At 74.8% G+C, this 23089-nt stretch carries 17 protein-coding genes; 11 read left to right on the top strand and 6 right to left on the bottom strand.

All coding sequences use genetic code 11. The annotated features are described in order from the left end of the window. Positions 1 to 54: 54 nt before the first annotated feature. A complete protein-coding gene (locus tag V6U81_RS00165) occupies positions 55 to 2514 on the top strand; it encodes a DNA translocase FtsK (protein WP_334482539.1) in 2460 nt (819 codons plus the stop codon). 321 nt (positions 2515 to 2835) lie between these two features. Here V6U81_RS00165 and V6U81_RS00160 read toward each other — a convergent pair whose 3' ends face one another. Continuing rightward, positions 2836 to 3150 (bottom strand): DMT family transporter, encoded by a 315-nt coding sequence (locus V6U81_RS00160; protein WP_334482537.1) that lies wholly within the window; start codon positions 3148 to 3150, stop codon positions 2836 to 2838. A 127-nt stretch (positions 3151 to 3277) separates the two neighbouring features. On the opposite strand from V6U81_RS00160, the gene V6U81_RS00155 reads away from it, so the two are divergent. From V6U81_RS00155 to pspM, 7 genes are all read left to right on the top strand, one after another. After that, positions 3278 to 4201, top strand: coding sequence for an ornithine cyclodeaminase family protein (locus V6U81_RS00155; RefSeq protein ID WP_334482534.1), 924 nt, complete (start codon positions 3278 to 3280; stop codon positions 4199 to 4201). 109 nt (positions 4202 to 4310) lie between these two features. After that, positions 4311 to 5810: a 30S ribosomal protein S12 methylthiotransferase RimO gene (gene rimO, locus V6U81_RS00150; protein WP_334482532.1), complete on the top strand. Its 1500-nt coding sequence runs from the start codon at positions 4311 to 4313 to the stop codon at positions 5808 to 5810. 77 nt (positions 5811 to 5887) lie between these two features. Continuing rightward, positions 5888 to 6475 carry a CDP-diacylglycerol--glycerol-3-phosphate 3-phosphatidyltransferase gene (gene pgsA / locus V6U81_RS00145; protein WP_334482530.1) on the top strand — a complete coding sequence of 196 codons (588 nt, stop codon included), beginning with the start codon at positions 5888 to 5890 and terminating at the stop codon, positions 6473 to 6475. Positions 6476 to 6620: 145 nt separating this feature from the next. Continuing rightward, positions 6621 to 7172: a CinA family protein gene (locus V6U81_RS00140; protein WP_334482527.1), complete on the top strand. Its 552-nt coding sequence runs from the start codon at positions 6621 to 6623 to the stop codon at positions 7170 to 7172. A gap of 163 nt (positions 7173 to 7335) precedes the next feature. Then, a complete protein-coding gene (locus tag V6U81_RS00135; RefSeq protein ID WP_334482524.1) occupies positions 7336 to 7788 on the top strand; it encodes a helix-turn-helix domain-containing protein in 453 nt (150 codons plus the stop codon). 185 nt (positions 7789 to 7973) lie between these two features. Beyond that, entirely contained in the window at positions 7974 to 8852 is an 879-nt protein-coding gene (locus tag V6U81_RS00130) for a PspA/IM30 family protein (protein WP_334482522.1), read from the top strand. 25 nt (positions 8853 to 8877) lie between these two features. Further along, positions 8878 to 9663, top strand: coding sequence for a phage shock envelope stress response protein PspM (gene pspM, locus V6U81_RS00125; protein ID WP_334482520.1), 786 nt, complete (start codon positions 8878 to 8880; stop codon positions 9661 to 9663). A gap of 11 nt (positions 9664 to 9674) precedes the next feature. Here the strand turns inward: pspM and V6U81_RS00120 are convergent, their stop codons facing one another. Together V6U81_RS00120 and V6U81_RS00115 are read right to left on the bottom strand one after the other, a co-directional pair. Next, complete coding sequence (locus V6U81_RS00120) at positions 9675 to 13274, bottom strand: hypothetical protein (protein WP_334482518.1); 3600 nt, start codon at positions 13272 to 13274, stop codon at positions 9675 to 9677. 172 nt (positions 13275 to 13446) lie between these two features. Beyond that, positions 13447 to 14292 carry a DNA-formamidopyrimidine glycosylase family protein gene (locus V6U81_RS00115; protein ID WP_334482516.1) on the bottom strand — a complete coding sequence of 282 codons (846 nt, stop codon included), beginning with the start codon at positions 14290 to 14292 and terminating at the stop codon, positions 13447 to 13449. A gap of 367 nt (positions 14293 to 14659) precedes the next feature. Here V6U81_RS00115 and V6U81_RS00110 point away from each other — a divergent pair, with 367 nt between their 5' ends. Further along, on the top strand, positions 14660 to 15820 hold the full coding sequence (locus V6U81_RS00110; RefSeq protein WP_334482514.1) for a TIGR03118 family protein: 1161 nt from the start codon (positions 14660 to 14662) through the stop codon (positions 15818 to 15820). A gap of 102 nt (positions 15821 to 15922) precedes the next feature. On the opposite strand, the gene V6U81_RS00105 is transcribed toward V6U81_RS00110, so the two are convergent. Both V6U81_RS00105 and V6U81_RS00100 read right to left on the bottom strand, forming a co-directional pair. Then, complete coding sequence (locus V6U81_RS00105; RefSeq protein WP_334482512.1) at positions 15923 to 16165, bottom strand: CPCC family cysteine-rich protein; 243 nt, start codon at positions 16163 to 16165, stop codon at positions 15923 to 15925. A gap of 44 nt (positions 16166 to 16209) precedes the next feature. After that, positions 16210 to 16995 (bottom strand): SAM hydrolase/SAM-dependent halogenase family protein, encoded by a 786-nt coding sequence (locus V6U81_RS00100; RefSeq protein WP_334482510.1) that lies wholly within the window; start codon positions 16993 to 16995, stop codon positions 16210 to 16212. A 99-nt stretch (positions 16996 to 17094) separates the two neighbouring features. Here V6U81_RS00100 and V6U81_RS00095 point away from each other — a divergent pair, with 99 nt between their 5' ends. Beyond that, complete coding sequence (locus V6U81_RS00095; protein WP_334482508.1) at positions 17095 to 17655, top strand: hypothetical protein; 561 nt, start codon at positions 17095 to 17097, stop codon at positions 17653 to 17655. A 100-nt stretch (positions 17656 to 17755) separates the two neighbouring features. Here the strand turns inward: V6U81_RS00095 and V6U81_RS00090 are convergent, their stop codons facing one another. Further along, on the bottom strand, positions 17756 to 22348 hold the full coding sequence (locus V6U81_RS00090) for an ATP-dependent helicase (protein WP_334483133.1): 4593 nt from the start codon (positions 22346 to 22348) through the stop codon (positions 17756 to 17758). A gap of 219 nt (positions 22349 to 22567) precedes the next feature. Here V6U81_RS00090 and V6U81_RS00085 point away from each other — a divergent pair, with 219 nt between their 5' ends. Beyond that, positions 22568 to 22954: a hypothetical protein gene (locus V6U81_RS00085; protein ID WP_334482505.1), complete on the top strand. Its 387-nt coding sequence runs from the start codon at positions 22568 to 22570 to the stop codon at positions 22952 to 22954. Positions 22955 to 23089 lie beyond the last annotated feature (135 nt).

Raw genomic sequence — 23089 nt, 5'->3', positions numbered from 1 at the left:
GGACACGACCCGGAAAAGCGGCGATCTCCCGGGTCACGCCGTTACGGTGACTGTATGGCGGGCCGTACCTCTCAGGCGAGCCGGCGGCGCGGCGCGTCGCCGCGCGGCACCACGAACAGTCGTGCCCGCCAGCCGGCGAAGAAGACCACCCGGGCCCCGGCCCGGCGGCGCACCGCGTCCCGTCCCGGGCCGGCGGTCCTCGTCGGCCGGGCCGTCGGTGCACTGTGGCTGGGGCTGGCGCACGGCGTCGGCTGGGCGGTGCGCGGCGCCGGCCGGCAGGTCGCCTCCGCCCGCGACCTCGATCCGGAGCACCGCCGCGACGGCGGCGGCCTGCTGCTGTTCGGCCTCGCCATCCTCAGCGGGGTGGCCATCTGGTTCTCCGGCGCGGGTCCGCTCGGCGCCCGGCTGGCCGACACCGTGCGACTCTTCCTCGGCGCGATCGCGATCGTCGTGCCGGTGCTGCTGATGATCGGCGCCTGGCGGCTGATGCGTACCCCGGCCGACCCGGCGCATCGCGGCCGTGGCCTGGTGGGCTGGGGTTCGATGCTGATCGCCACCGCGGCGATGCTGCACATCGGACAGGACCCGGTCGACCCGGTGCAGCGTGACTACGCCGGCGGCCTGGTCGGTGCCGGGGTGGGCGACCTGCTGAAGGCGGCGGTGACGGCCTGGGTGGCGGTGCCGCTGCTGATTCTGCTGCTGGTCTTCGGCCTGTTGGTGGTCACCGCCACCCCGATCAACAAGATCCCCGAGCGGCTGGGGCTGCTGGCCGGCACGCTGGTCGCCCCGCCCGGGGCGCCCGAGGAGGGGGAGGAGTCGGCCGCGAAGCCGGCCCGCCGCCGCCCGGCGAAGAAGACCGCGCCGCCGCCGCTGGACCCGGACGACCTCGACGACGACTACGAGGGTGTCGACCTCCAGGACACCATCGTGCTGCCGCGCAAGCCTCCGGGCAAGGTGCCCGCCAGCCGCAAGCCGGTCGAGCCGCCGGAGCACTCGCCGCCGCCGACCCGCGCCGAGCAGCTCGCGCTCAGCGCGATGGACGGCGACTACACCCTGCCCCCGGCCAACATGCTCAGCAGCGGCAGCGCGCCGAAGACCCGGAGCAAGGCCAACGACGAGGTGATCGCCGCGCTGACCGGCGTGTTCGACCAGTTCGACGTGGACGCCGCGGTCACCGGGTTCACCCGCGGGCCGACCGTCACCCGGTACGAGGTGGAACTCGGCCACGGCGTGAAGGTCGAGCGGATCACCCAGCTCTCCCGCAACATCGCGTACGCGGTGAAGTCGCCCGACGTGCGGATCCTCAGCCCGATCCCGGGCAAGAGCGCGGTCGGCGTGGAGATCCCGAACACCGACCCGGAGAACGTCGCGCTCGGCGACGTGCTGCGCTCACGGGCGGCCACCAGCGACCACCACCCGATGGTGGTGGCGCTCGGCAAGGACATCGAGGGCGGCTTCGTGGTGGCCAACCTGGCCAAGATGCCGCACATCCTGATCGCCGGGGCGACCGGCGCCGGCAAGTCGTCCTGCCTGAACTCGCTGCTGGTGTCGGTCCTGACCCGGGCCACCCCGGACGAGGTCCGGCTGCTGCTGATCGACCCGAAGCGGGTCGAGATGACCGGCTACGAGGGAATCCCGCACCTGGTCACGCCGATCGTGACGAACGCGAAGAAGGCGGCCGACTCGCTGGAGTGGGTCGTCCGCGAGATGGATATGCGCTACGACGACCTCGCCGCCAACGGGGTCCGGCACATCGACGACTTCAACCGCAAGGTCCGCAACGGCGAGATCAAGGCCCCGCCGGGCAGCGAGCGGGAGATGCGGCCCTACCCGTACCTCCTGGTGATCGTGGACGAGTTGGCCGACCTGATGATGGTCGCCCCACGCGACGTGGAGGACTCGGTCGTCCGGATCACCCAGCTGGCCCGGGCCGCCGGCATCCACCTGGTGCTGGCCACCCAGCGCCCCTCGGTCGACGTGGTCACCGGCCTGATCAAGGCGAACGTGCCGTCCCGGCTGGCGTTCGCCACCTCCTCGCTGGCCGACTCCCGGGTCATCCTGGACCAGCCCGGCGCGGAGAAGCTGCTCGGCCGGGGTGACGGGCTCTTCCTGCCGATGGGCGCGTCCAAGCCGGTCCGGATCCAGGGCGCCTGGGTGACCGAGCGCGAAATCGCCGACGTGGTGAAGTTCTGCAAGGACCAGCGTGAGCCGGAGTTCCGCCCGGACGTGCTCGCCCCGGCGCAGGAGAGCAAGAAGAAGACCGACGAGGACATCGGCGACGACCTGGACCTGCTGGTGCAGGCGGTGGAGCTGGTGGTGACCTCGCAGTTCGGCTCGACCTCGATGCTCCAGCGCAAGCTGCGGGTCGGCTTCGCCAAGGCGGGGCGGCTGATGGACCTGATGGAGACCCGCGGCGTGGTCGGCCCCTCCGAGGGTTCCAAGGCCCGCGACGTGCTGGTCAAGCCGGACGAACTGGAGGAGGTCCTGGTCGGCCTCCGCGGCGGCGGGGACTGACCGCCGATCCGCCGGCCGCGATCGACCGGCGGTCACTTTGCGTGCTCCCGCGACGACAGTCGGCCGCCTCCCTCGCACGCTTTGCTCTGCTGCACCCCACGCAACAGTCACTCAGCGTCCCGGTCTCGCGTCGAGAAGCGCGGCGTCCTTCCCGGACGTTCCGCAGCTCAGTGCAGTGTTGCGGATAGGGCAGCAGAGCAAAGCCTCAAGAGGTGGTGGTCGGTCTCGGGTCCGTGATGACGCTGAGTGGCGAAGCCGATGGGCAACGCAGGGTGATCCAAGCCGATGAGCCCATCGCGCGTGGCGCCGCATTCCTGTGGCTCAGTGGAAGAGCTTGAGGCCGATCACGCCGGCGACCACCAGGAGCAGGGACAGCAGGCGGGGGAGACTGGCGGACTCGCCGAGGGCGAGCATCCCGACCAGCGCGGTGCCGACCGCGCCGATGCCGACCCAGACCGCGTAGCCGGTGCCGACCGGGATCTCCCGCAGCGCGTACGCCAGGCCGAGCATGCTGAGCACCAGGGTCACCACGAAGACGACCGTGGGAAGCGGGCGGCTGAAGCCGGCACTGCGGTCGAGGGAGACCGCCCACGCGGTCTCCAGCAGTCCGGAGACCACCAGCACGATCCAGGCCATCGGGCATCACCTCGTTCGGGACGGCTGGGGCCGCCCCGGCCGACGCTAGCAGCGGGGTGCGCGGCGGAGGGTGATCTCTCCCACCCTGGGTGGAGCTGAAGTCAGCTTCAGGTTGCAACATGGGCCCATGACCCTGCTTGTCACCGACCGGGAGGTCGCCGCCGCGCTCGACGCCGCCACGACCGTCGAGGCGATGCGGGACGCGCTGCTGGCCGCGCACGCCGGGCGACTGGTCGCCCCGCCCCGGGTGGCCGCCCCGCTCGGCGGCGGTCGGATGGTGCTCACCGCCGGCCACCACACCGGCGACTGGTACGGCTACCGCTCCTACGACACCTTCGGGCACCCGCGGGGCGAGCAGGTGGTGGTGCTGCACGACGGGCGTACCGGGGCGGTGCGGGCGGTGGCCGTGGGCGAGGAGCTGGGCTCCCGGCGTACCGGAGGGCTGGGCGGGGTGGCGGTCGACGTCCTCGCCCGGCCCGAGGCGGCCACCCTCGGGGTGATCGGCTCCGGCGGGCAGGCGTGGACCCAGGTCTGGGCCGCCGCCGCCGTGCGCCCGCTGCGCGAGGTGACCGTGCACAGCCGCTCCGCCGCCCGGCGGGAGGCGTTCGCCGCCCGGGTCCGCGCCGAGCTCGGCGTGCCGGCCCGCGCCGTGGGCAGCGCCCGGGAGGCGGTCCGCGACCGCGACGTGGTGGTGGTCGCCACCACCGCCACCAGCCCGGTGCTCGACGCCGCCGACCTCGCCCCGGGCACCCACGTCAACACCGTCGGCTTCAAGCAGGTCGACCGGCACGAGTTCGGCACCGACCTGCTCGACGCCGCCGAGCTGCTGGTCACCGACTCGCCGGCCCAGGCGGCCGGGTACGTCCCGCCGATGCTGGCGGCGCTCCCGCCGTACGCGGAACGGCTGCGCGACCTGGGCGCGGTGCTGGCCGGCGCGGTCCCGGGCCGGACCGGCGCGGGCCAGATCTCGGTCTTCTGCTCCACCGGCCTGGCCGGCACCGAGGTAGCCCTGCTCGACCGGCTGGTCCGGGTCGGCGCGGCGGCCGTCTGACGCGGCCCGCGGCGGCCGGCGCGGCCGGGCGGGGCGGCCCGGGGATGTGAGCCGGCCTATGCCGCGGCCCGCCGTTGCCGGCCCGCGCCGGCCGGCCCGGTACCCTCGGATGGTGTCTGCCACCTCCGCTTCCGCCGCCGACGGCCGCCGTGTCGCCCTGCTGACCCTGGGCTGTGCCCGCAACGAGGTCGACTCGGAGGAGCTGGCCGCCCGGCTGCACGCCGACGGCTGGCAGGTGACCACCGACGGTGAGGGCGCCGACGTGGTGGTCGTCAACACCTGCGGCTTCGTCGAGAAGGCCAAGCAGGACTCCATCCAGACCCTGCTCGCGGCGGCCGACACCGGGGCGAAGGTGGTCGCCGCCGGCTGCATGGCCGAGCGGTACGGGCGCCAGCTCGCCGACAGCCTCCCCGAGGCGCAGGCGGTGCTCAGCTTCGACGACTACCCGGACATCTCCGCCCGGCTCGACGCGGTCGTCGCCGGCGAGGCGGTCGTCGCGCACACCCCGCGGGACCGGCGCGAGCTGCTCCCGCTGACCCCGGTCTCCCGCCGCGACCAGGCGGTCTCGCTGCCCGGGCACGGCACCCCGACCCGGGGCACGATGGAGACCGACGAGCACACCCCGGCCCACCTGCGCCAGGTGCTGCGCCGCCGGCTCGACACCGGTCCGGTCGCCTCGCTCAAGCTGGCCAGCGGCTGCGACCGGCGCTGCGCGTTCTGCGCCATCCCCGCCTTCCGCGGCGCCTTCGTCTCCCGTACCCCCGACGAGCTGCTCGCCGAGGCGGAGTGGCTGGCCAAGACCGGCGTCCGGGAGCTGGTGCTGGTCAGCGAGAACTCGACCTCCTACGGCAAGGACCTGGGCGACCCGCGGGCGTTGGAGAAGCTGCTGCCGCAGCTCGCCGCGATCGACGGCATCGTCCGGGTCCGGGCCAGCTACCTCCAGCCCGCCGAGACCCGGCCCGGCCTGGTCGAGGCGATCGCCAGCACGCCGGGCGTGGCTCCCTACTTCGACCTGTCCTTCCAGCACTCCAGCGAGCCGGTGCTGCGCCGGATGCGCCGTTTCGGCTCGACCGACCGGTTCCTGGAGCTGCTGGCCGGTGCCCGCGCCCTGGCCCCGCAGGCGGGCGCGCGGAGCAACTTCATCGTCGGGTTCCCCGGTGAGACCCGGGCCGACGTGGACGAGCTGGTCCGGTTCCTGACCGAGGCCCGGCTCGACGCGATCGGCATGTTCGACTACAGCGACGAGGACGGCACCGAGGCCGCCGGGTTGCCCGGCAAGGTCTCCGCCGCCACCATCAAGCGCCGCTACGACAAGCTCAGCGCGCTCGCCGACGAGCTCTGCTCGCAGCGGGCCGAGGAGCGGCTGGGCTCGACGGTCGAGGTGCTGGTCGACACGGTCGACGGCGGCGTGGCCGAGGGGCGGGCGGCCCACCAGGCGCCCGAGGTCGACGGTTCGACCACCCTGGTCGCGCCGGTCGGCGGCGGGGTCGACCTGGCCGCGCTGCGCCCGGGCGACCTGGTGCGGGCCACGGTCACCGCGACCGAGGGCGTCGACCTGATCGCCGTGCCGGATGAGATGATCTCGGCGGCGCCCGGCGCGGAGCGGTGACGGCGGGTCCGGAGGGAGCGAGGGAGCCACGTGGTGCGGTGCCAGGTACGCCACGACGGCCGGAACGGGGTGCGGCCGTGACCGGGGCGACGGAGTCGGCGCCGGTGGTCCCCCGGGTGCCGGTGCGCAACGCGGCCAACGCGCTGACCCTGCTGCGGCTGGTGCTGGTGCCGGTCTTCGCGGCGTCGGTGATCGTCTCCGGGATGATCCACGCCGGCTGGCAGCTCGCCGCCTGTCTGATCTTCGTGGTCGCCTCGGTGACCGACCTGGTGGACGGCTGGATCGCCCGCCGGTTCGGTCTGGTCACCTCGGTCGGCAAGGTCGCCGACCCGATCGCCGACAAGGCGCTCACCGGCGCCGCCCTGGTGCTGCTCTCCTGGTACGACCGGCTGCCCTGGTGGGTCACCGCGGTGATCGTCGCCCGTGAGCTGGGCATCACCGCGCTGCGGTTCTGGGTGATCCGGCACGGGGTGATCGCGGCCAGCCGTGGCGGCAAGATCAAGACTGCGCTCCAGATCCTGGCGATCACCTGGTACCTCTGGCCGATGCCGGCCGCCCTGGCCGTCGTCGGCCCCTGGATCATGGCCGCCGCCGTCATCGTCACGGTGGTCACCGGCTTCGACTACATCGCCCAGGCCCTGCGCCTCCGTCGCCCCCGCCCCTGACCGTCCACCGCGTCCACCGCGTCGTCGGCTCGTTGATCACGAAGTTGCCGCCGCCCGGCCCGGCGGGTCGGGGGGATCACCCCATGATCGACCGATCCGGGCGCAGGATGAGTAGGGCGGGGTGGGCGGGGAAGGGAAGCGGGGCATGGGAACGGACGCGAAGCACGAGCGGCCCGCCGGGAGCCCGGCGGCGGCGGTGGTGCACAGCCTGCACGAGCGGCACGAGACGCTGGCCACGGTCGAGTCGTTGACCGGTGGCCTCCTCTCGGCCTCGATCGTCGAGATCGCCGGGGTCAGCGGCGTCTACCGGGGTGGCCTGGTCACTTACGCCACCGAGCTGAAGTCGCAGCTCGCCGGTGTGCCGGCGGAGCTGCTGGCCGAGCGCGGGCCGGTCGACCCGGACGTGGCGGTGGCGCTCGCCGAGGGCGGACGGCGGCGCTGCGGGGCCGACTGGGGGCTGGCCACCACCGGCGTGGCCGGGCCGGAACCGCAGGATGGCAAGCCGGTCGGCCTGGTCTACGTCGCGACGGCCGGTCCGACCGGCGCGGTGGTCCGCCGGCTCGACCTCGACGGTGGCCGGGACCACATCCGCGCCGCCGCGGTGATCGAGGCGCTGCGCCTGCTCGCCGAGCGGATCCACGCCGCCGACGAGGAGACGCCGGCCGGTCCCGCTGCCGCTGCGGCGGTCAGCCGGTGACCGGGCCGACCGGATCCGACGGCCGGGGTGGGATGTCGCGGGGCCGGGCAACGGGTACGGTTGCGGGAAGGCTCCGGCGTTCGACGTCGGCGCCGGAGCGGATCCCCGCGTCCGGCGCGGGCGACCGGCCGCCGGCAGAGGTTTCCCGTCAGGGGGAGGTGCGATGGTCCTGCTACGCCGGGTGATCGGTGACGCACTACGGGCGCGCCGCCAGGGTCAGCACCGCACCCTGCGCGAGGTCTCCACCGCCGCCAACGTCAGCCTCGGCTACCTGTCCGAGATCGAGCGCGGCCAGAAGGAGCCCTCCAGCGAGCTGCTGGCCGCCATCTGCGACGCCTTGGGCGCCCGCCTCTCCGAGCTGCTGCGCGAGGTGAGCGACACCGTCGCCCTCGCCGAGCAGATGCCGGGCGTGCTGATGCCGATGCAGGAGGAGCCGGCCGAGGCCACGCCGGTGCCGGCCGGGGCCGCGGTGCGCAAGGCTACCAACCGGGGCGTACGCCAGGTGACCTCCGACGGCAAGGTGGCCGTCTCGGTCCGCCAGGACTCGCCGCTGAAGGCCACCCTGCGCAGCACCCGGGTCCGCGCGGGCGAGCGGGACGTGGTCTGCGCCGCCTGAGCGCGCAGGGGCTGCGGCCCATGGCCGGGGTGGCCCCCGCCGCGTAGGGTTGATCGCAGGCTGTGCGGAGGCACTCCCGTGGTACGGCTCGCCGCCCTGGCGTCCGGCTGCGACGATGGGAGCACGCTCCGCGTGGCCGACGGTTGGTCGAGGCGCAGCGACGCTACTGAGGGGATACTTCGGAGATGGCGAACCCGTTCGTCAAGGGCTGGCACTACCTGATGGCGCTCTTCGGTGCCAAGATCGACGAGCACGCCGATCCGAAGGTGCAGATCCAGCAGGCCATCGAGGAGGCGCAGCGCCAGCACCAGGCGCTGGTCCAGCAGGCGGCCGCCGTGATCGGCAACCAGCGCCAGCTGGAGATGAAGCTCTCCCGGCAGATGTCGGAGGTCGAGCGGCTCCAGGGCAACGCCCGGCAGGCACTGGTCCTCGCCGACCAGTCCCGGGCCCGCGGCGACGAGACCGAGGCCGGCCGCTACGAGCAGTCCGCCCAGGTGCTCGCCACCCAGCTGGTCTCCGCCGAGCAGGCCACCGAGGATCTCAAGACCCTGCACGACCAGGCGCTCGGCGCCGCCGCCCAGGCCCGCCGGGCGGTCGAGAACAACTCGATGATCCTCCAGCAGAAGCTCGCCGAGCGCACCAAGCTGCTCAGCCAGCTGGAGCAGGCCAAGATGCAGGAGAGCGTGGCCCGCTCGCTGGAGTCGATGTCCGCGGTCACCGCTCCCGGCAACACCCCGTCGCTGGACGAGGTCCGCGACCGGATCGAGCGCCGTTACGCCAACGCGATGGGCCGGGCCGAGCTGGCCGGCAACTCCGTCGAGGGGCGGATGCTGGAGATCCAGAAGTCGACCCTCGACAGCGCCGGGTCGTCCCGGCTCGAGCAGATCCGCGCGAGCATGGCCGGCGAGCAGCTCGCCGGCCCGCAGGAGCGACCGGCGGTGCAGCAGCAGCCGGCCCAGCAGGCGGCGCCGGCCGCCGACCCGGCCGCCACCGCGCGGCTGGACGAGATCCGGGCCAGCCTGACCCGGGACCGCGGCACGGGGGACACCACCGCCGCCGGTTGAGCGGACGGTTCGAGGAGGTACGCGGGTGGCGGACGAGCGAACACGACACTTCCGGCGGTTGCGCCGGCTGCGGCGTTCCGCCCGACGGTGGAGCGTCCTGGCCGGTGGCCTGGGCGGGGCGGCCGCCGTGCTGACCCCGTACGCGGGGCTCGGTCTGCCCGACGCGGCCTGGGCGGGCGCCGCGGGCAGCGCGGTGGCCCTGGCCGCCTGGCGCTGGATCGACCTGCGGGCCCTCGCCGCCCGGCCGGCCCCACCGGCCCTCGACCCCGCGGAGGCCGCCGCCCGTTCCCGGGCCCGGCTGGTGGCCGCCGTGGAACGTCTCCCGGTCGGCCCGGGGGTGCTGGCCGAGGCGCGTCGGCTCCGGTCCCGGCTGGCCCTGCGCGGCACCACCGCCGCCGAGGCGTGGGCCCGGCTGGACCGGGCGGCGCTCACCCTGGCCGGGATGGCCGGTCGGCTCACCGGGCTGGCCGAGCCGGCGGTGCTGGAGGCCGCCGCCGCGGACCGTTCCCTGCGTGACCTGGCCGGCCGGGTGGCCAGCGTGGAACGCGCCGTCCGGCTCGCCCCCGCCGAGTCCCGGGCCCGGCTCGCCGAGGCGCACCGCGCCCTGCTCGACCAGCTGGAGACCGGGGTGACCGCCTACGAGGGGCTGGTCGTCGCGGCGGCCGGCTACATCGCCGAGGACGCCCACCCGGGCAGCACCGACCCGGCCGCCTCGCGGCTGACCGAGGCGACCGACCTGCTGCACGGGGTGGCCTCGGCGCTGGCCGAGCTGCGCGCCGTGGGCGACCCGCTGCGCAGCCCGGCCCGCTGAACGTCCGCCCCTCACGGGGTGGCGACCGGGACCTGCCCGCTCCACGGCGAGCTGCCCACCACGTTGAACGCGCGGACCCGGTAGTGGTACGTCACGCCCCGGGCCAGCCCGGTGTTGGTGAAGCCCCGGCCGGTCACCGTGAAGGTGGCCGGCTCCCGGCGGAACGCCGGGTCCAGGGCCCGCTGGACGACGAATCCGGAACCCGGCCCGGTCGGCACGACCGCCGCCCAGCTCAGCACCACTGTCGCGGTGTCCGGACCCGCCGCGCTGGGAGCGGCGGAGATCGAGGTGGGGGTGGCCGGCACCGGCGGCGTGGTCACCGCGGCCACCGTCGACCAGGGTGACGCCGCCCCCAGGTAGGTGGTGCGCACCCGGTAGTAGTACGTGGTGTCCGGGGCGACAGCCGGGTCCAGGTGGTTGTCCGCCACCCCGACCGCGGTGGTGCCCGGCCCGCTGGTGAAGGTCGGGTTGGTGGCCCGCTGCACGTCGATGCCGGTGGCGAAGGAACGGTTCACCCAACGCAGCGCGACCCGCAGCGGGGCGGCCGGCGGGACCACCGCGGCGAGCCCGCTCGGCGCAGTCAGCCGGACCGACGCCGGGACGCTGTTCGACCAGGCCGAGCAGCTCACCGCGTTCTCCGCCCGGATCCGGTAGTGGTACGTCACGCCCGGGGTCACCGACGCGTCGGTGTACCGGGTCGCGGCGGCCGCCACGGTGATCGCGGTGACCCCCTCGGTGAACCCGGCGTCGGTGGCGCGCTGGAGCAGGTGACTGGTGGCCGGCGGGCGGGCGCCGTTGCCGGTCCAGGCCAGCGCGATCCCCGGCAGCGCGGTCGCCGAACCCGGCACCGGCGTGGCGGTCAGCCCGGTCGGCGCCTTCGGGGCGACCCGGACCACCAGCGGACGGCTCATCCCCAGGTCGCGCAGGCCGGCCGCGCCGCTGGACCAGCGGTACTCCCAGCCGAGGTTGACCAGGTGGTTCACCACCGCCGCCGGGCGCCCGTCCAGCGGGCTGATCGGGGTGGAGCCGACCCGGACGCCGGCCGGCCGGGTCGGGTCGAGCAGCCGCACGCTGTCACCGATCTTGAAGGGCAGCGGCGGGACCACCGGCCGCAGCGCCACCACCACGTCCTCCGCCGGGTCGACCCGGACGGTCTCCTTCCAGCCCAGCTCGCCGCCGTCCGGCGGCCGGACCGTGCCGTCCCAGCCCACCCGGTTGACCAGCTGCACATCGCAGCCCTCGATCCGGACCGGGTGGCTCTGCCGGCCGGTCCCGCTGATCCGCCACAGCCGGGTGCCGTCCGCCGGCGCGCCGACCGGCACCGCCGGGTCGGTCGCCACCAGGATCTCCGTCGCCGGGTCCGCCGGACCCAGCGGCAGCGAGGACGGGCCGAGCGGGCCCGCGTACGGGTGGGCGACGCCGAGCCGCCCGGCCAGCCGCCCGTGCTCCGGTTCGAAGACGTGGCCGACCGTCTTCACCTCGATCGGCAGGGTCACCGGGGCGGCCGCCCCGATCGGGGTGAAGCTGACGGAGGTGGCGTGCGCCGGCACCACCGTCCGGCGGGCGGTGCGGGTGCCGAACGCCTCGTCGTACTCGGGTTGCGGCACGATCGGCGGGCGCTGGCTGGCCGCGTACGCGTCGGGCAGGCGCTCGGCCAGCCGGGCCAGGTCGTACGGCGGGGCAGGTGTGCCGGCCACCCGGATCTGGAGCAGGGTGCGGGTGTTCGGGCCGTACCCGGGGCGGCTGGCGGGCAGCCCGCCCTCGGCGGTGCGGTCCGGCGCTTCGCTGTGGTGGTCGTACCGGGGGTCGAAGCAGGGCAGCGGCGCCGGGCAGTCGTTGTAGAGGATCAGCACCGAGCCCGGCGGCACGGTGGAGAAGTCGACGACCACGTCGGCCCGTTCGCCGGGGGCGAGCAGCAGGGCGTGCCCGTCCACGTTGAGCACGGTGGGGTCGCGGCGGTCGTACCGGAAACCCACCGGCCGGTTGCGCACCACCACCGGCGCGGGGAGCAGCCCGCCGTCGTTGCCGATCCGGATCATGCGCGGCCCGGCGGCCCGCGGGTCCGGCACCCCGCCGTCGCGGCCGTCGACGGGCCAGTCGGCCGGCCGTCCCGGGGCGCGGACCGCCTCGACCACCGGCACCTCCCCGGCGCCGGCGTCGGCCAGGGCGCCGTCGGGGCGCCACATCGGACCGTCCGAGCGGGCCCGGTAGAGCTGGAGGTTGAGGCTGCGGTCCGCGCACGCGTTCAGGATCCGGAACCGGTACGCCTTCGGCGCCACCGTCAGGTACGGGTACGCGGTGCCGTTGACCAGCGGGGTGTCTCCGTACGCGTCGGGCACCGCGGCCGGGTGCGGCACGCCGGGGGTGTACGGCGGCTCCTCCGGCGTGGCCACCGGGTCGTGGTGCGGGTTCTCCACCGGGCCGGATCCGTCGGCGGCGTCCCGTCCGGGCAGCCACGGGCCGTAGTCCCAGCGGCCGGTGGGGTTGCGCCCCGACTCCCGGTACGGGTTCTGCCGGGGCTGGTAGACGTGCGGGTGCCAGAGGTTGCCCCGGGCGCCCCACCGGACCCGGTCCCAGGTCGGGTCCTGGGCGGCGAGCTGGGCGTCGTCCGGGACGAAGGTACGGTCCTGGATCACCAGCGGGACCTGCTCGCTGGGGATCACCCCGTCGGCGGCGAGCCGTTCCTCGGCCGGGTCGGTGAGCAGGTAGGGGGCGAGCTGACCGGAGTAGACGGTCAGCCGGGACAGGCCGAGGGTGTTGTCGTGCAGCCACATCAGCCGGCCGCTCTGCTCGTTCGGGTAGTAGAGCGTGGTGGCCCCGGCGCCCGGGTGCGGCATGTCCGGCACGTGCTGCAGCCCCACGCCCGTCGGGTACGGGGTGATCTCGCCGGCCGGTGTGATCCACTGCCACGGGTTGCCGGCGCTGATCCAGCCGGTCTGCGCCCCGGCCAGGTGCAGCACGGCCCGGTTCTGCGGGTACGGCGCCGGCCCGTCCAGCGGGCCGATGCCCGCCCCGGCGACGGTGGGGTCGACCGGCAGGAAGAGCTCGCCGGCCCGGCCGGTGGGAAGCTGGTTGATGAACTTGATCCGGACCGGGCGGCCCCGACGCGCGACGATCATCGGCCCGAGGTGGTACGGCCGCTCCGGCGGGGCGACGGTGTTGTGCCCGTCCGGGTCGGTGCCGAGGTTGAGCTGCCGGTAGCCGCGCAGCCGGGTGGTCGGCAGGTCCCGGTGCAGCCGCTGGTGGTACTCGCGTACCCCGATCTCGTAGTAGTCGCAGCCCGGGTAGCTGATCGTGTCCGGGACGGCGACCGGCAGGTGGCCGCCGAGCTGGTTGCGGCCCAGCGGGCCGGGCAGCGGCAGCGCGTCGACGAACTTGCGCAGCCCGCTGCCGGGGACCACCCGTCCGTGCACGTCGCGCACCGGCAGTGGGCTGCTGGCGAAGTTCGGCACCGGGCCGAAGCAGCGCGGCACGGCGGCCGGGTCCAGGCTCGCCGGGGTGGGGACGGTCACCTCGGCGGCCCGCGCCGCCGGGATGGTCGGTCCCTCGACGCGATCGGCGCGGACCGCGCGGTCCGCCCAGCTGGGGCGCAGTCTGCGGAACAGGGCCATGGCTCTCCCCGGGATCGGGGCACGACGACCACCACCCCGGCGTGGCGGGTGGTCGCGCCCGTCGGTGACGAACGGTGAGCACTCAACCGCAGCATGCGACCTGTGGCGATGGATGGGAATTACCCAATCGTCCGTATCTCCGGTGCCGTCCCGGCAGTCCGACGGCGTCGGGTCAGACCGACGTCGTGGCTGGTGAGGACCGTTCGGGTTGGCACACCGGGCACCAGTAGGTGACCCGCTCGCCCAACTCCTCCTTGCGGATCGCCGTGCCGCAGCGGCGGCAGGGCTGGGCGCGCCGGCCGTACACGTAGCTGGTCTGCCCGCGGTGCAGCGAGCCGGTGGTGCTCTGCGTCCAGCGGCCCCGGTTGGCGGCGAGCAGTCGCTGCGCCAGGGCCACCGTGCCGGCGAGGTCGGGCACCGCGCCGACCGGTGTCCACGGGGAGACGCCGCGCAGGAAGAGCACCTCGCACTTGTAGAGGTTGCCCACCCCGGCCAGGTTGCGCTGGTCCAGCAGCGCCTCGCCGATGGTGGCCTCGGGGTGCGCGGCGAGCCGGCGGACCGCCTCGGCCAGGTCCCAGTCCGCGCCGAGCAGGTCGGGACCGAGGTGCCCGACCAGCGACTCCTCCTGGTCCGTCGGAATCAACGCCAGCTCGTGCAGGTGGTAGCCGACGGCGACCGCGCCGGCGGAGCGGAGAACCACCCGGATCAGGTGCGCCGGTCGGGCAGCCCACCGCTCACCGGGCGCATACGCCCGCCACGCGCCGTCCATCCGCAGGTGCGAGTGCAGCGTCCAGTCCCGTCCGCGGTCGGGCGTGCCGTGGAGGCCGGACGCGCCGGCCGGGGCGGTGAGCCGGAGCAGCAGGTGCTTGCCGCGGCTGGCCGACTCGCGGACGGTCCAGCCGGTCAGGTCGGTCGCGGCGAGCTGCGGCGCCCGGAAGTCGGAGCCGGTCAGCCGGGCGCCGGCCAACGCGCGTTGCAGGACGCGGGCGGTGTTCCAGACAGTGTCGCCTTCGGGCACCCCTCTATCCTCCCTCGCCCGAGCGGTATGCACATGTGTCGCAATTTGTAGTGACGTTCCCTTGGTCCGCGCTGACCGCGCGACCCCCGCTCCGGCCGCGCCCACGACCGCCGCCGCCGGCCGGCGCTCGCCGCCAGCGGCGCCCCGTCGGCCCCGCGCCTGCGTTCGGCAGGCTGACGCCGTGGGCCGGGGTCCGGTTCCGCAGTACGCCGGTAGGCATTCCCCCCTACCAGGTGGAAACCTGATATTTCTTCACTAAACCGGCACTCGGTTCGCATCCTCGTGGAAGGGTTTCTGCGGGTGCCCAACGACTCGAGACGGCGAAAGGCTCCGCAAACTTCCCTCTCCGAAGCCAGCTGTGGCTCCCGTGCCCGCGCCTGCGCCAGTACCCGGCTCGTCGGCGGACGCAGGCCCCCTTGTCAGTCGACGAAAAGGAGCAGAAATGGCGACGAAGATCGCGCGGCTGGTGGCGATCGGAGCGGTGGCGGCGGCTACCGCGGTAGGCAGTCCGGCGATGGCGGACGACGGAGGCCACGGTGAACACGGAGCGCCTCGCTTCGACGTGATAAACCAGGTGTCAGATCAGGCTTCACGAGATCCGGCCGTCGTCGACCCGGACGCGGTCAACTCCTGGGGGTTGGCCCTGGGGCCGAAGACGCCGCTGTGGGTGTCCAACAACGGCACGAACACGGCCACCGTCTATCGCGGGGGTGTGGACGGCGAGCCCGTCGAGAAGGTGGATCTCACCGTCACCATTCCCGGTGGCGCGCCGACGGGAGCGGCGTTCAATGACACGGACGGCTTCGAGGTGCCGGGGCGGGGTGACAACGAACCGGCCCGGTTCATCTTCGTGAGCGAGGGCGGTGACGTCACGGCCTGGAACCCGGACGCGGGCACCAAGGCGGTCGTCGTCGCCCACACGGACGATGCGATCTACAAGGGAGTCGCCCTGCTGAAGACGGGCTTCGGCGACTTTCTGCTCGCCACCGACTTCCACAACGCCCGCATCGACGTGTTCGATGAGAACTTCGACAGGGTCGAGCTGCCGGAATGCGTCTTCCAGGACGAGGACATCCCCGAGGGGTTCGCGCCGTTCAACGTGTTGACGGTCGATGAGCGGGTCTACGTCACCTACGCGAAGCAGGACGCGGACGCCGAGGACGACGTGGCCGGTGAAGGGCTCGGCTTCGTGAACCTCTTCACCCACGCCGGCAGGCACGTGCGCCGGATCGCCAGCGAGGGGACCCTGAACGCACCGTGGGGCCTGGCCATCGCGCCGGACAGCTTCGGCAGGTTCGCCGGCGACCTGCTGGTCGGCAACTTCGGCGACGGCCGGATCAACGTCTTCGATCGTGACGAGTTCGAGGGCCAGTTGCGAGACGACGACGGTGACACGATCACCATCGACGGCCTGTGGGCGCTGCTGCCCGGCACCGAGAAGACCGGCGGCGAGGGAACGCTCTGGTTCAGCGCGGGGCCGGACGACGAGCAGCACGGCCTGGTGGGTCAGTTGATCCCGACGAACTGACGATCGGCTGACACCCGCCGCGTCCCCGGGGCTACCCGGGGGCGCGGCGGCAGTGTTTCCCCGGCGCCGCCCCCGCCGGTCAGCGCCGCCCCGGCGGGTGCCTCAGGGTCGCTCGTCGGGGTGCGCCGGACGCACCATCTCCTGGTAGCGGGGATGGCTGGCCCCGTAGACGGCGAAGTTCAGCCGCGCGTCGGCAAGACTCATGTCGCCGTTCGGGCCGCCCCGCACCACCTCGGCGTCGGCGTCGCCCTGCCCGTCGTCGGTCCAGAAGCAGACCGGACAGGTGCCACCACCGGTCCGGGACGCGCAGCAGGGACAGACGACGGGAACCCAGACCTCACCCACCGCAGCAGCATTCCACACCCGACGGGTTCCGGCAGCTGCCGCTTTCACCGAACCCGGACGGTCACCGGGTCGCCCGGCGCCACGCCGAGCAGGTCCACCGCCCGGCCCCCGTTCACCGCTACCGCCAGCAGACCCGCGGAGTCGACGATGAGCACCAGCGCCCCGGCCGGGGCGTCGCCGAAGGTCCGCCCGCGGACGGCCGGCCGCCCGGCCACCGTCAGCTCCCCGTCCAGCAGGTCCAGCAGCTCCGGACCGGCGGCGAGCTGGACGTTGCCGAAGTGGTCCACCGTGGACACCTCGGCGGTGAAGCCGCCCGCCTCCCGCCGCAGCATCGGGGGCGGCAGCGCGACCAGGTCGGCCGGGTCGGCCGGCGATCCCGCCTCGGCGGGCGGGGCGCCGAGGGCGAGCCGGGCCGCGACCGGTGCGAAGACGTCCCGGCCGTGGAAGGTGCGGGACACCTCCGGCGCCCACCACTGCGGATTGTCCAGCGTGACCGCCGCGGTCACCCCGCCCAACGCGGCCGCGGCGGGCAGCAGCAGGCCGTTGTCCGGCCCCACCAGCAGCCCGCCCGGGCTGACTATCGCGATCCCGCGCCGTTCGGTGCCGACGCCCGGGTCGACCACGGCGACGTGCACCCCGTACGGCAGGTGCGGCACGGTCTGGGCGAGCACCGCGGCGCCCCGCCGCACGTCGGCCGGGGGCACCAGGTGGGTCACGTCGATGACCCGGACCGCCGGGGCCAACCGGGCGATCACCCCGTGGCAGGCGGCCACGAAACCGTCGGCGAGGCCGTAGTCGGTGGTCAGCGAGATCCAGGCGGTCGGGGCCATGCCGGAAGGCTAGCCGGCGTACCGCTACCGCTGACCGGGGATCGCGATCGACCGACCGGCCGGTGCCGCCACCGGAGCGGGTTCCGGCAGACTGCCGGGGTGACGACACGCCTTCGTATCCTCGCGACCGCAGCCGCCGTTCTCATCGCTGCCGGGCTCGCCGGCTGCGGCAGCGATTCCGCCGACGAGAAGGATGGCGGAGCGTGGGCCGACGGCGGCCGGTCGAATGCCCCGGCCACCAGCGCGGCCGCCCCGCCCGAGGAGCCCGCCGCCGCCGCCACCAGCGGCAGCGGCAAGCGGCCCACTCCGTCGGAGAGCCCGTCCACCCCGCCGTTCGTGATGCCCACCAAGGCCACCGGAACGCCCGCCGCGCAGAAGGTGGTCGACGCGTTCAAGGCCGCCGGCCTGAAGGTGCCGAACCTGCGCGACCGGTCCCGGGACTGCGGGCCGAACGGCCTCGGCGTCGGCTGCGCCCAGCTGCTGGTCACCGACGCCGTCTCGGTGTACGTCTTCCCGGACGAGGCCACCGCGAGCAACCAGACCGACATCTGGGGCGCCGACGCGTACCGCAAGGGCGCGGTGGTGCTCAACTACCTGGGCACCCGGACGGCGGTCGCGGAGCAGAAGCGCTACAACGACGTCCTCGCCAAGCTGACCTGACCTGAACCGGCGGCCTGCGGGCCACGGAGGCGCTGGCCGGGGAAGCGGCTGCCCACCACTGGATCCGGCAGGTCCGGCGACACGCCCGTCCCGGCGGTGGTCAGCCGCGCAGGCGCAGCCCGCGTGGGGTGGCCCGGAATCCGGCGGCGGTCAACGCGTCCCGCAGCGGTGAGGAGCGCACCGCCTCGCCGTCGGCCCGCTCCACCGAGATGGCACCCAGCGCACCGGAGTGGACCGCGTCGGCCAGCGCCTTGCCCGCCGCGGTGAGCGCGTCGCCGTCGTCGGTGAACGAGAGGATGGTCCGACCGCCCCGCTCGACGTAGAGCACCAGGTCGCCGCCGACCAGCACGACCAGCGCGCCGGCCTTGCGCCCGGCCCGGTGCCCGGTCGCCGGGGCGGCGCCGTCACCCGAGTCGACGACCCGTTCCGGCCAGGGCAGCGCCGCGCCGTACGGGTTCGCCGGATCGGTCGCCGCGAGCACCACCGTGGGGCCGCCCCGCCCCCGGGCCCCGTCGGCGGGGTCGGCGAGCGCCCGGATCCGGTCCACGGCACCGGGCACGGCGAACTGGGCGGCCCCCAGCCCCTCCACGAAGTAGCCGCGCCGGGCGACCCCGCGTTCCTCCAGCGCGGAGAGCACCGGGTAGACCGCGGCGAAACCACCGGTCACCTGCTCGCCGACGACCGCGCCCCGGGTCACCACCCCGTGCCGTTCCAGCAGCACGTCGGCGAGGGCGGCGGCCCGCCGGGTCGGGTCGGTGTCCCGCTCAGGGAGGCGGGACCAGCGCCCGGCCACGGTGGGCGGACCGCCCCGGGTCGGCAGCGCGACCCGGCCGGGCCGGCGGTAGCGGGTCCGCGGTGCGGTGGGCCGGGACCGGTGCGCCCCGCCACCGCCCAGCGCCGCGCGCAGCGGAGCGAGCGTGTCGTTGGTGAGCTGGCCGGCCCAGACCAGATCCCAGACCACCGCGCTCAGCGCGGCGTCGTCGGTCGAGCCGACCCGGTCGGCCAGGGAGCGGAAGAAGAGCGCCTGCCCCTCGCCGAGCGCGTCGAGGACCGCCTCGTGCAACGGGGTGAGGGCCAGCGCGTCGTCCGGCGGGGGCAGCAGCAGCGGCGCGGCGTCCGCGTACGCCAGGGTGACCCAGCCGTCCCCACCGGAGATCGCTCCCGAGCCGGCCCAGACCACCTCCCCGCTGGCGCAGAGCTCGTCGAGCTGGGCGGGGGAGTAGTCGGCCACCCGGGCGGGCAGGACCAGGCGCTCCAGCGCCGAAGCGGGCACCGCAGCGCCCTGGAGCTGCTCGACCGTCGCGGCGAGCGCCTCCACGCCCCGGGCCGACGAGCCGACCTGCTGCCAGCGGGGCAGGAACGCGGCGAGGGCCTTCGGCGGCACCGGCTCGATCTCCCGGCGCAGCGCGGCCAGCGAGCGGCGGCGCAGCAGCCGCAGCACCTCCGCGTCGCACCACTGGGTGCCCACACTGTCCGGTGCGAACTCACCGGAGACGACCCGGCCGGTGGCGGCGAGCCGACGCAACGCCTGCTCCACCACGAAGACGCCGAGCCCGAAGCGGGCCGCGCAGGTCGCCGCGGTGAACGGGCCGTGGGTGCGGGCGTACCGGGCGACCAGGTCGCCGAGCGGGTCGGCCACCGGCGTCAGGTACGCCTCGGCCACCCCGACCGGCAGGGCCACGCCCAGCGCGTCGCGCAGCCGGCCGGCGTCCTCGACACCCACCCAGCGCTCCTCGCCGGCGATCCGGACCCGCAGCGCCCGGCGGGCCGCTTCCAGCTCGGTCAGCCAGTCCACCGGCGCGCCCCGCTCGGCCAGCTCCGCCTCGGTGAGGTCGCCGACCACCCGGAGCAGCTCGACCACGTCCTCCGCGTCCCGCGGGCGGCGCTGCTCGGTGCGCCAGCGCAGTTGCCGCTCGGTCTCGGCGAGCACCGCCGGGTCGAGCAGCTCGCGCAGGTCCACCCGGCCGAGCAGCTCACCGAGCAGGGTGGAGTCCAGCGCCAGCGCGGCGGCCCGGCGCTCGGCCAGCGGGGCGTCCCCCTCGTAGAGGAACGCGCCGACGTACCCGAAGAGCAGCGAGCGGGCGAACGGCGAGGGGCGTTCGGTCTCCACCTCGACCAGGCGGACCTTGCGGCTGCCCAGGTCGCGCATCAGCTCGGCCAGGGCGGGCTGGTCGAAGACGTCCTGGAGGCACTCCCGGGCCGCCTCCAGGGTGACCGGGAAGTCGGCGTACTCCCGGGCGACGTCGAGCAGTTGGGCGGCGCGCTGCCGCTGCTGCCAGAGCGGCTGGCGGCGGCGCGGGTCGCGGCGGGGCAGCAGCAGCGAGCGGGCGGCGCACTCGCGGAACCGGGAGGCGAAGAGCGCGGAGGTGCCCACCGACTCCTCGACCAGCTGGGCGATCTCGTCGGGTTCGAAGACCACCACGTCGGCGCCGGGCGGATCCTCCGCGATGTCCGGCAGCCGTACCACGATGCCGTCGTCGGAGGGCATTACCTGCGCGTCGACGCCGTACCGCTCGGCGAGCCGACGGCCGATCGCCAGCGCCCACGGCCCGTTGACCCGGGCGCCGAGCACGCTGTGCACGGCCATCCGCCAGTCGCCCAGCTCGTCGCGGAACCGCTCGACGAGCACGGTGCGGTCGTCCGGCAGGGAGCGGGTGGCGGACTTCTGCTCGCGCAGGTAGGCCATCAGGTTGCCAGCGGCCCAGTCGTCCAGCCCGCCGGCGCGCAGCGCGGCGACGGCGGCCTCGTCGCTCTGCCGGATCAGGGCGCGGATCCGGGCGCCGATGGCCCGGCCCAGCTCCACCGGGCGGCCCAGCTGGTCGCCCTTCCAGAACGGCATCCGGGCGGCCTGGCCGGGGGCGGGGGAGACCAGGACCCGGTCGGGGGTGATCTCCTCGATCCGCCAGGAGGACGAGCCGAGCAGGAACACGTCGCCCACCCGGGATTCGTAGACCATCTCCTCGTCCAGCTCGCCGACCCGCGCGGCGCGTTCCGCGCCGGCCAGGAAGACGCCGAAGAGACCCCGGTCCGGGATGGTGCCGCCGCTGGTCACCGCGAGACGCTGCGCGCCGGGCCGGCCGGTGAGCACGTCGGTGGCGCGATCCCAGACCAGCCGGGGGCGCAGCTCGGCGAAGGCGGTGGACGGGTAGCGGCCGGAGAGCATGTCGAGCACCGCGTGCAGGGCGGACTCGGGCAGCTCGGCGAAGGGCGCGGCCCGGCGGACCAGCACGGCCAGGTCGCCGACCCGCCACGGCTCCAGGGCCACCATCGCGACGACCTGCTGGGCGAGCACGTCCAGCGGGTTGCGCGGGTAGTGCAGCTCCTCGATCGCGCCCTCGGCCATCCGTTCGGCGACCACGGTGCAGGAGAGCAGGTCGCCGCGGTGCTTGGGGAACACCACACCGCGGGAGACCGCGCCGACCTGGTGCCCGGCCCGGCCGACCCGTTGCAGGCCGGCCGCCACGCTGGGCGGCGCCTCGATCTGCACCACCAGGTCGACCGCGCCCATGTCGATGCCGAGCTCCAGGCTGGAGGTGGCCACCACGGCGGGGAGCTGGCCGGACTTGAGCGCCTCCTCGATGTGCTTGCGTTCCTCCCGGGAGACGCTGCCGTGGTGGGCCCGGGCGATCACCGGCGCGGCGCCCGCCGCCGCGCCCGACTGGGCCATCACCTCGGCCGGGGGCCGGGGGGCCCGGACCGGACCGATCGGTCCACCCCAGGCGTCCGCGCCACGCTCGGCGTCGGGGCCGCCCGGTGGCGCGGTCGCGGCGGCCAGCTCCTCGGCGGCCAGCTCGTTGAGCCGGGCGCAGAGCCGTTCGGCGCTGCGCCGGGAGTTGGTGAAGACGATGGTGGAGCGGTGCGCCCTGATCAGCGAGAAAACCCGCTCCTCGACGGCCGGCCAGATCGACGCCCGGCGCGGGCCGGGGCCGCCGAGGTCGTCCTCCCGGGGCTGCTCCTGCTCGTCCAGGCGGGTCATGTCCTCCACCGGGACCTGGACGCTCACCTCGATCGTCTTGGGGGTGGCCGGCTGGACCACGTCCACCGGGCGGGCGCCGCCGAGGAAGCGCGCGCAGGCGTCGATCGGCCGGACCGTCGCGGAGAGGCCGATCCGCTGGGCGGGGGTGGTGAGCAGCTCGTCGAGCCGTTCCAGGGAGAGCGCCAGGTGGGCCCCGCGCTTCGTGCCGGCCACCGCGTGCACCTCGTCGAGGATCACCGTCTCGACGCCGCGCAGCGAATCCCGGGCGGCGGAGGTGAGCAGCAGGAACAGCGACTCGGGCGTGGTGATGAGAATGTCCGGCGGGGTACGGGCGAACGCCCGGCGTTCGTCGGCGGGGGTGTCGCCGGTGCGCATCCCGACGGTGATGTTCGGCGGCGCGACGCCGAGCCGGGTGGCCGCCTGCCGGATGCCGGCGAGCGGGGCGCGCAGGTTGCGTTCGACGTCGACCGCCAGCGCCTTGAGCGGGCTGACGTAGAGCACCCGGCAGCGCTGGCGGGCCTCGGCCGGCGGCGGCTCCTTGGCCAGCCGGTCGAGCGACCAGAGGAACGCGGCGAGGGTCTTGCCGGAGCCGGTCGGCGCCACCACCAGCGCGTTGCGCCCGGCGGCGACGGACCGCCAGGCACCGGTCTGGGCGGCGGTGGGGGCGGCGAAGGCGGCGCGGAACCACTCCCGGGTCGCCGCGCCGAAGCCGGCCATCACCTCGGCCGCCGCCGACCCGCTCGCCCGATCCGTCACCCCCCCATCCTGCCCCGTCGGTGTGACATCCGGTCGGGGCGGAACGGGGTTCTGTCCGGCTGCGGGTCTTACGCGGCTGGAAGTGGCACTTGACGTGTTAAGTCTTACTTAACTGCTTGCTTGCGCAGCGCAACATAAAGTAACTTCACTCGGAACGCAGCGTCGGGTGAAGGGGATCGGATGACCGTGGAGGAGCCCGGCTTCGCGCCCGCCACCGACGTGCTCATCCGCAAGGTCGACAGTCATCTCGCCGCGCTCCGGGCCAGTCTGCGCGGCCCCGAGCTGGAGCTGGCCGAGCAGCTCGCCGGCTGCCTGCGGGAGCTGGTCGTCTCCACCGCCCAGGCCAGCGCCGCCGACCGGGGGCAGGTGCGGGCCGCGGTGCACTACTTCGTGCTCCGCCGGGAGAGCCGGGGCAACCTGCTCTCGGTGCGCTCGCTCGCCGCGGCCCAACGGGTGGTCAACAAGGTCGCCCTCCAGCTCGGCCGCCCCGACCTGCAGGTCGAGACCCGCCGCGACCGCCCGGCCCGGGGGGCGGCGGTTCCCGCCGGCGACATCGCGCTGCGCTGACCCCGCTCGTCAGGCCGTGCCCCAGCCCGGCCTGACGAGGTGATTTCCGGAAAAGCACCCCTCGCGCGGCGATCTGGCGTGTGATCGGTGCTGACCGGGACATTCCACCCGGTCGCGCGCCGCCAGATCGACCGG

It is taken from the genome of Micromonospora lacuserhaii, assembly GCF_036902735.1.
Lineage (GTDB): Bacteria > Actinomycetota > Actinomycetes > Mycobacteriales > Micromonosporaceae > Micromonospora.
The sequence above is the reverse complement of the archived record's forward strand: the minus strand, read 5'-3'. Positions and strand labels throughout refer to the sequence as shown.

Bases quoted from the DNA above. Each gene is read 5' to 3' on its own strand.
- V6U81_RS00165 (WP_334482539.1), top strand. From the start codon at position 55: ATGGCGGGCCGTACCTCTCAGGCGAGCCGGCGGCGCGGCGCGTCGCCG.
- V6U81_RS00160 (WP_334482537.1), bottom strand. From the start codon at position 3,150: ATGGCCTGGATCGTGCTGGTGGTCTCCGGACTGCTGGAGACCGCGTGG.
- V6U81_RS00155 (WP_334482534.1), top strand. From the start codon at position 3,278: ATGACCCTGCTTGTCACCGACCGGGAGGTCGCCGCCGCGCTCGACGCC.
- rimO (WP_334482532.1), top strand. From the start codon at position 4,311: ATGGTGTCTGCCACCTCCGCTTCCGCCGCCGACGGCCGCCGTGTCGCC.
- V6U81_RS00140 (WP_334482527.1), top strand. From the start codon at position 6,621: ATGGGAACGGACGCGAAGCACGAGCGGCCCGCCGGGAGCCCGGCGGCG.
- V6U81_RS00135 (WP_334482524.1), top strand. From the start codon at position 7,336: ATGGTCCTGCTACGCCGGGTGATCGGTGACGCACTACGGGCGCGCCGC.
- V6U81_RS00130 (WP_334482522.1), top strand. From the start codon at position 7,974: ATGGCGAACCCGTTCGTCAAGGGCTGGCACTACCTGATGGCGCTCTTC.
- V6U81_RS00120 (WP_334482518.1), bottom strand. From the start codon at position 13,274: ATGGCCCTGTTCCGCAGACTGCGCCCCAGCTGGGCGGACCGCGCGGTC.
- V6U81_RS00100 (WP_334482510.1), bottom strand. From the start codon at position 16,995: ATGGCCCCGACCGCCTGGATCTCGCTGACCACCGACTACGGCCTCGCC.
- V6U81_RS00090 (WP_334483133.1), bottom strand. From the start codon at position 22,348: ATGGCCGGCTTCGGCGCGGCGACCCGGGAGTGGTTCCGCGCCGCCTTC.
- V6U81_RS00085 (WP_334482505.1), top strand. From the start codon at position 22,568: ATGACCGTGGAGGAGCCCGGCTTCGCGCCCGCCACCGACGTGCTCATC.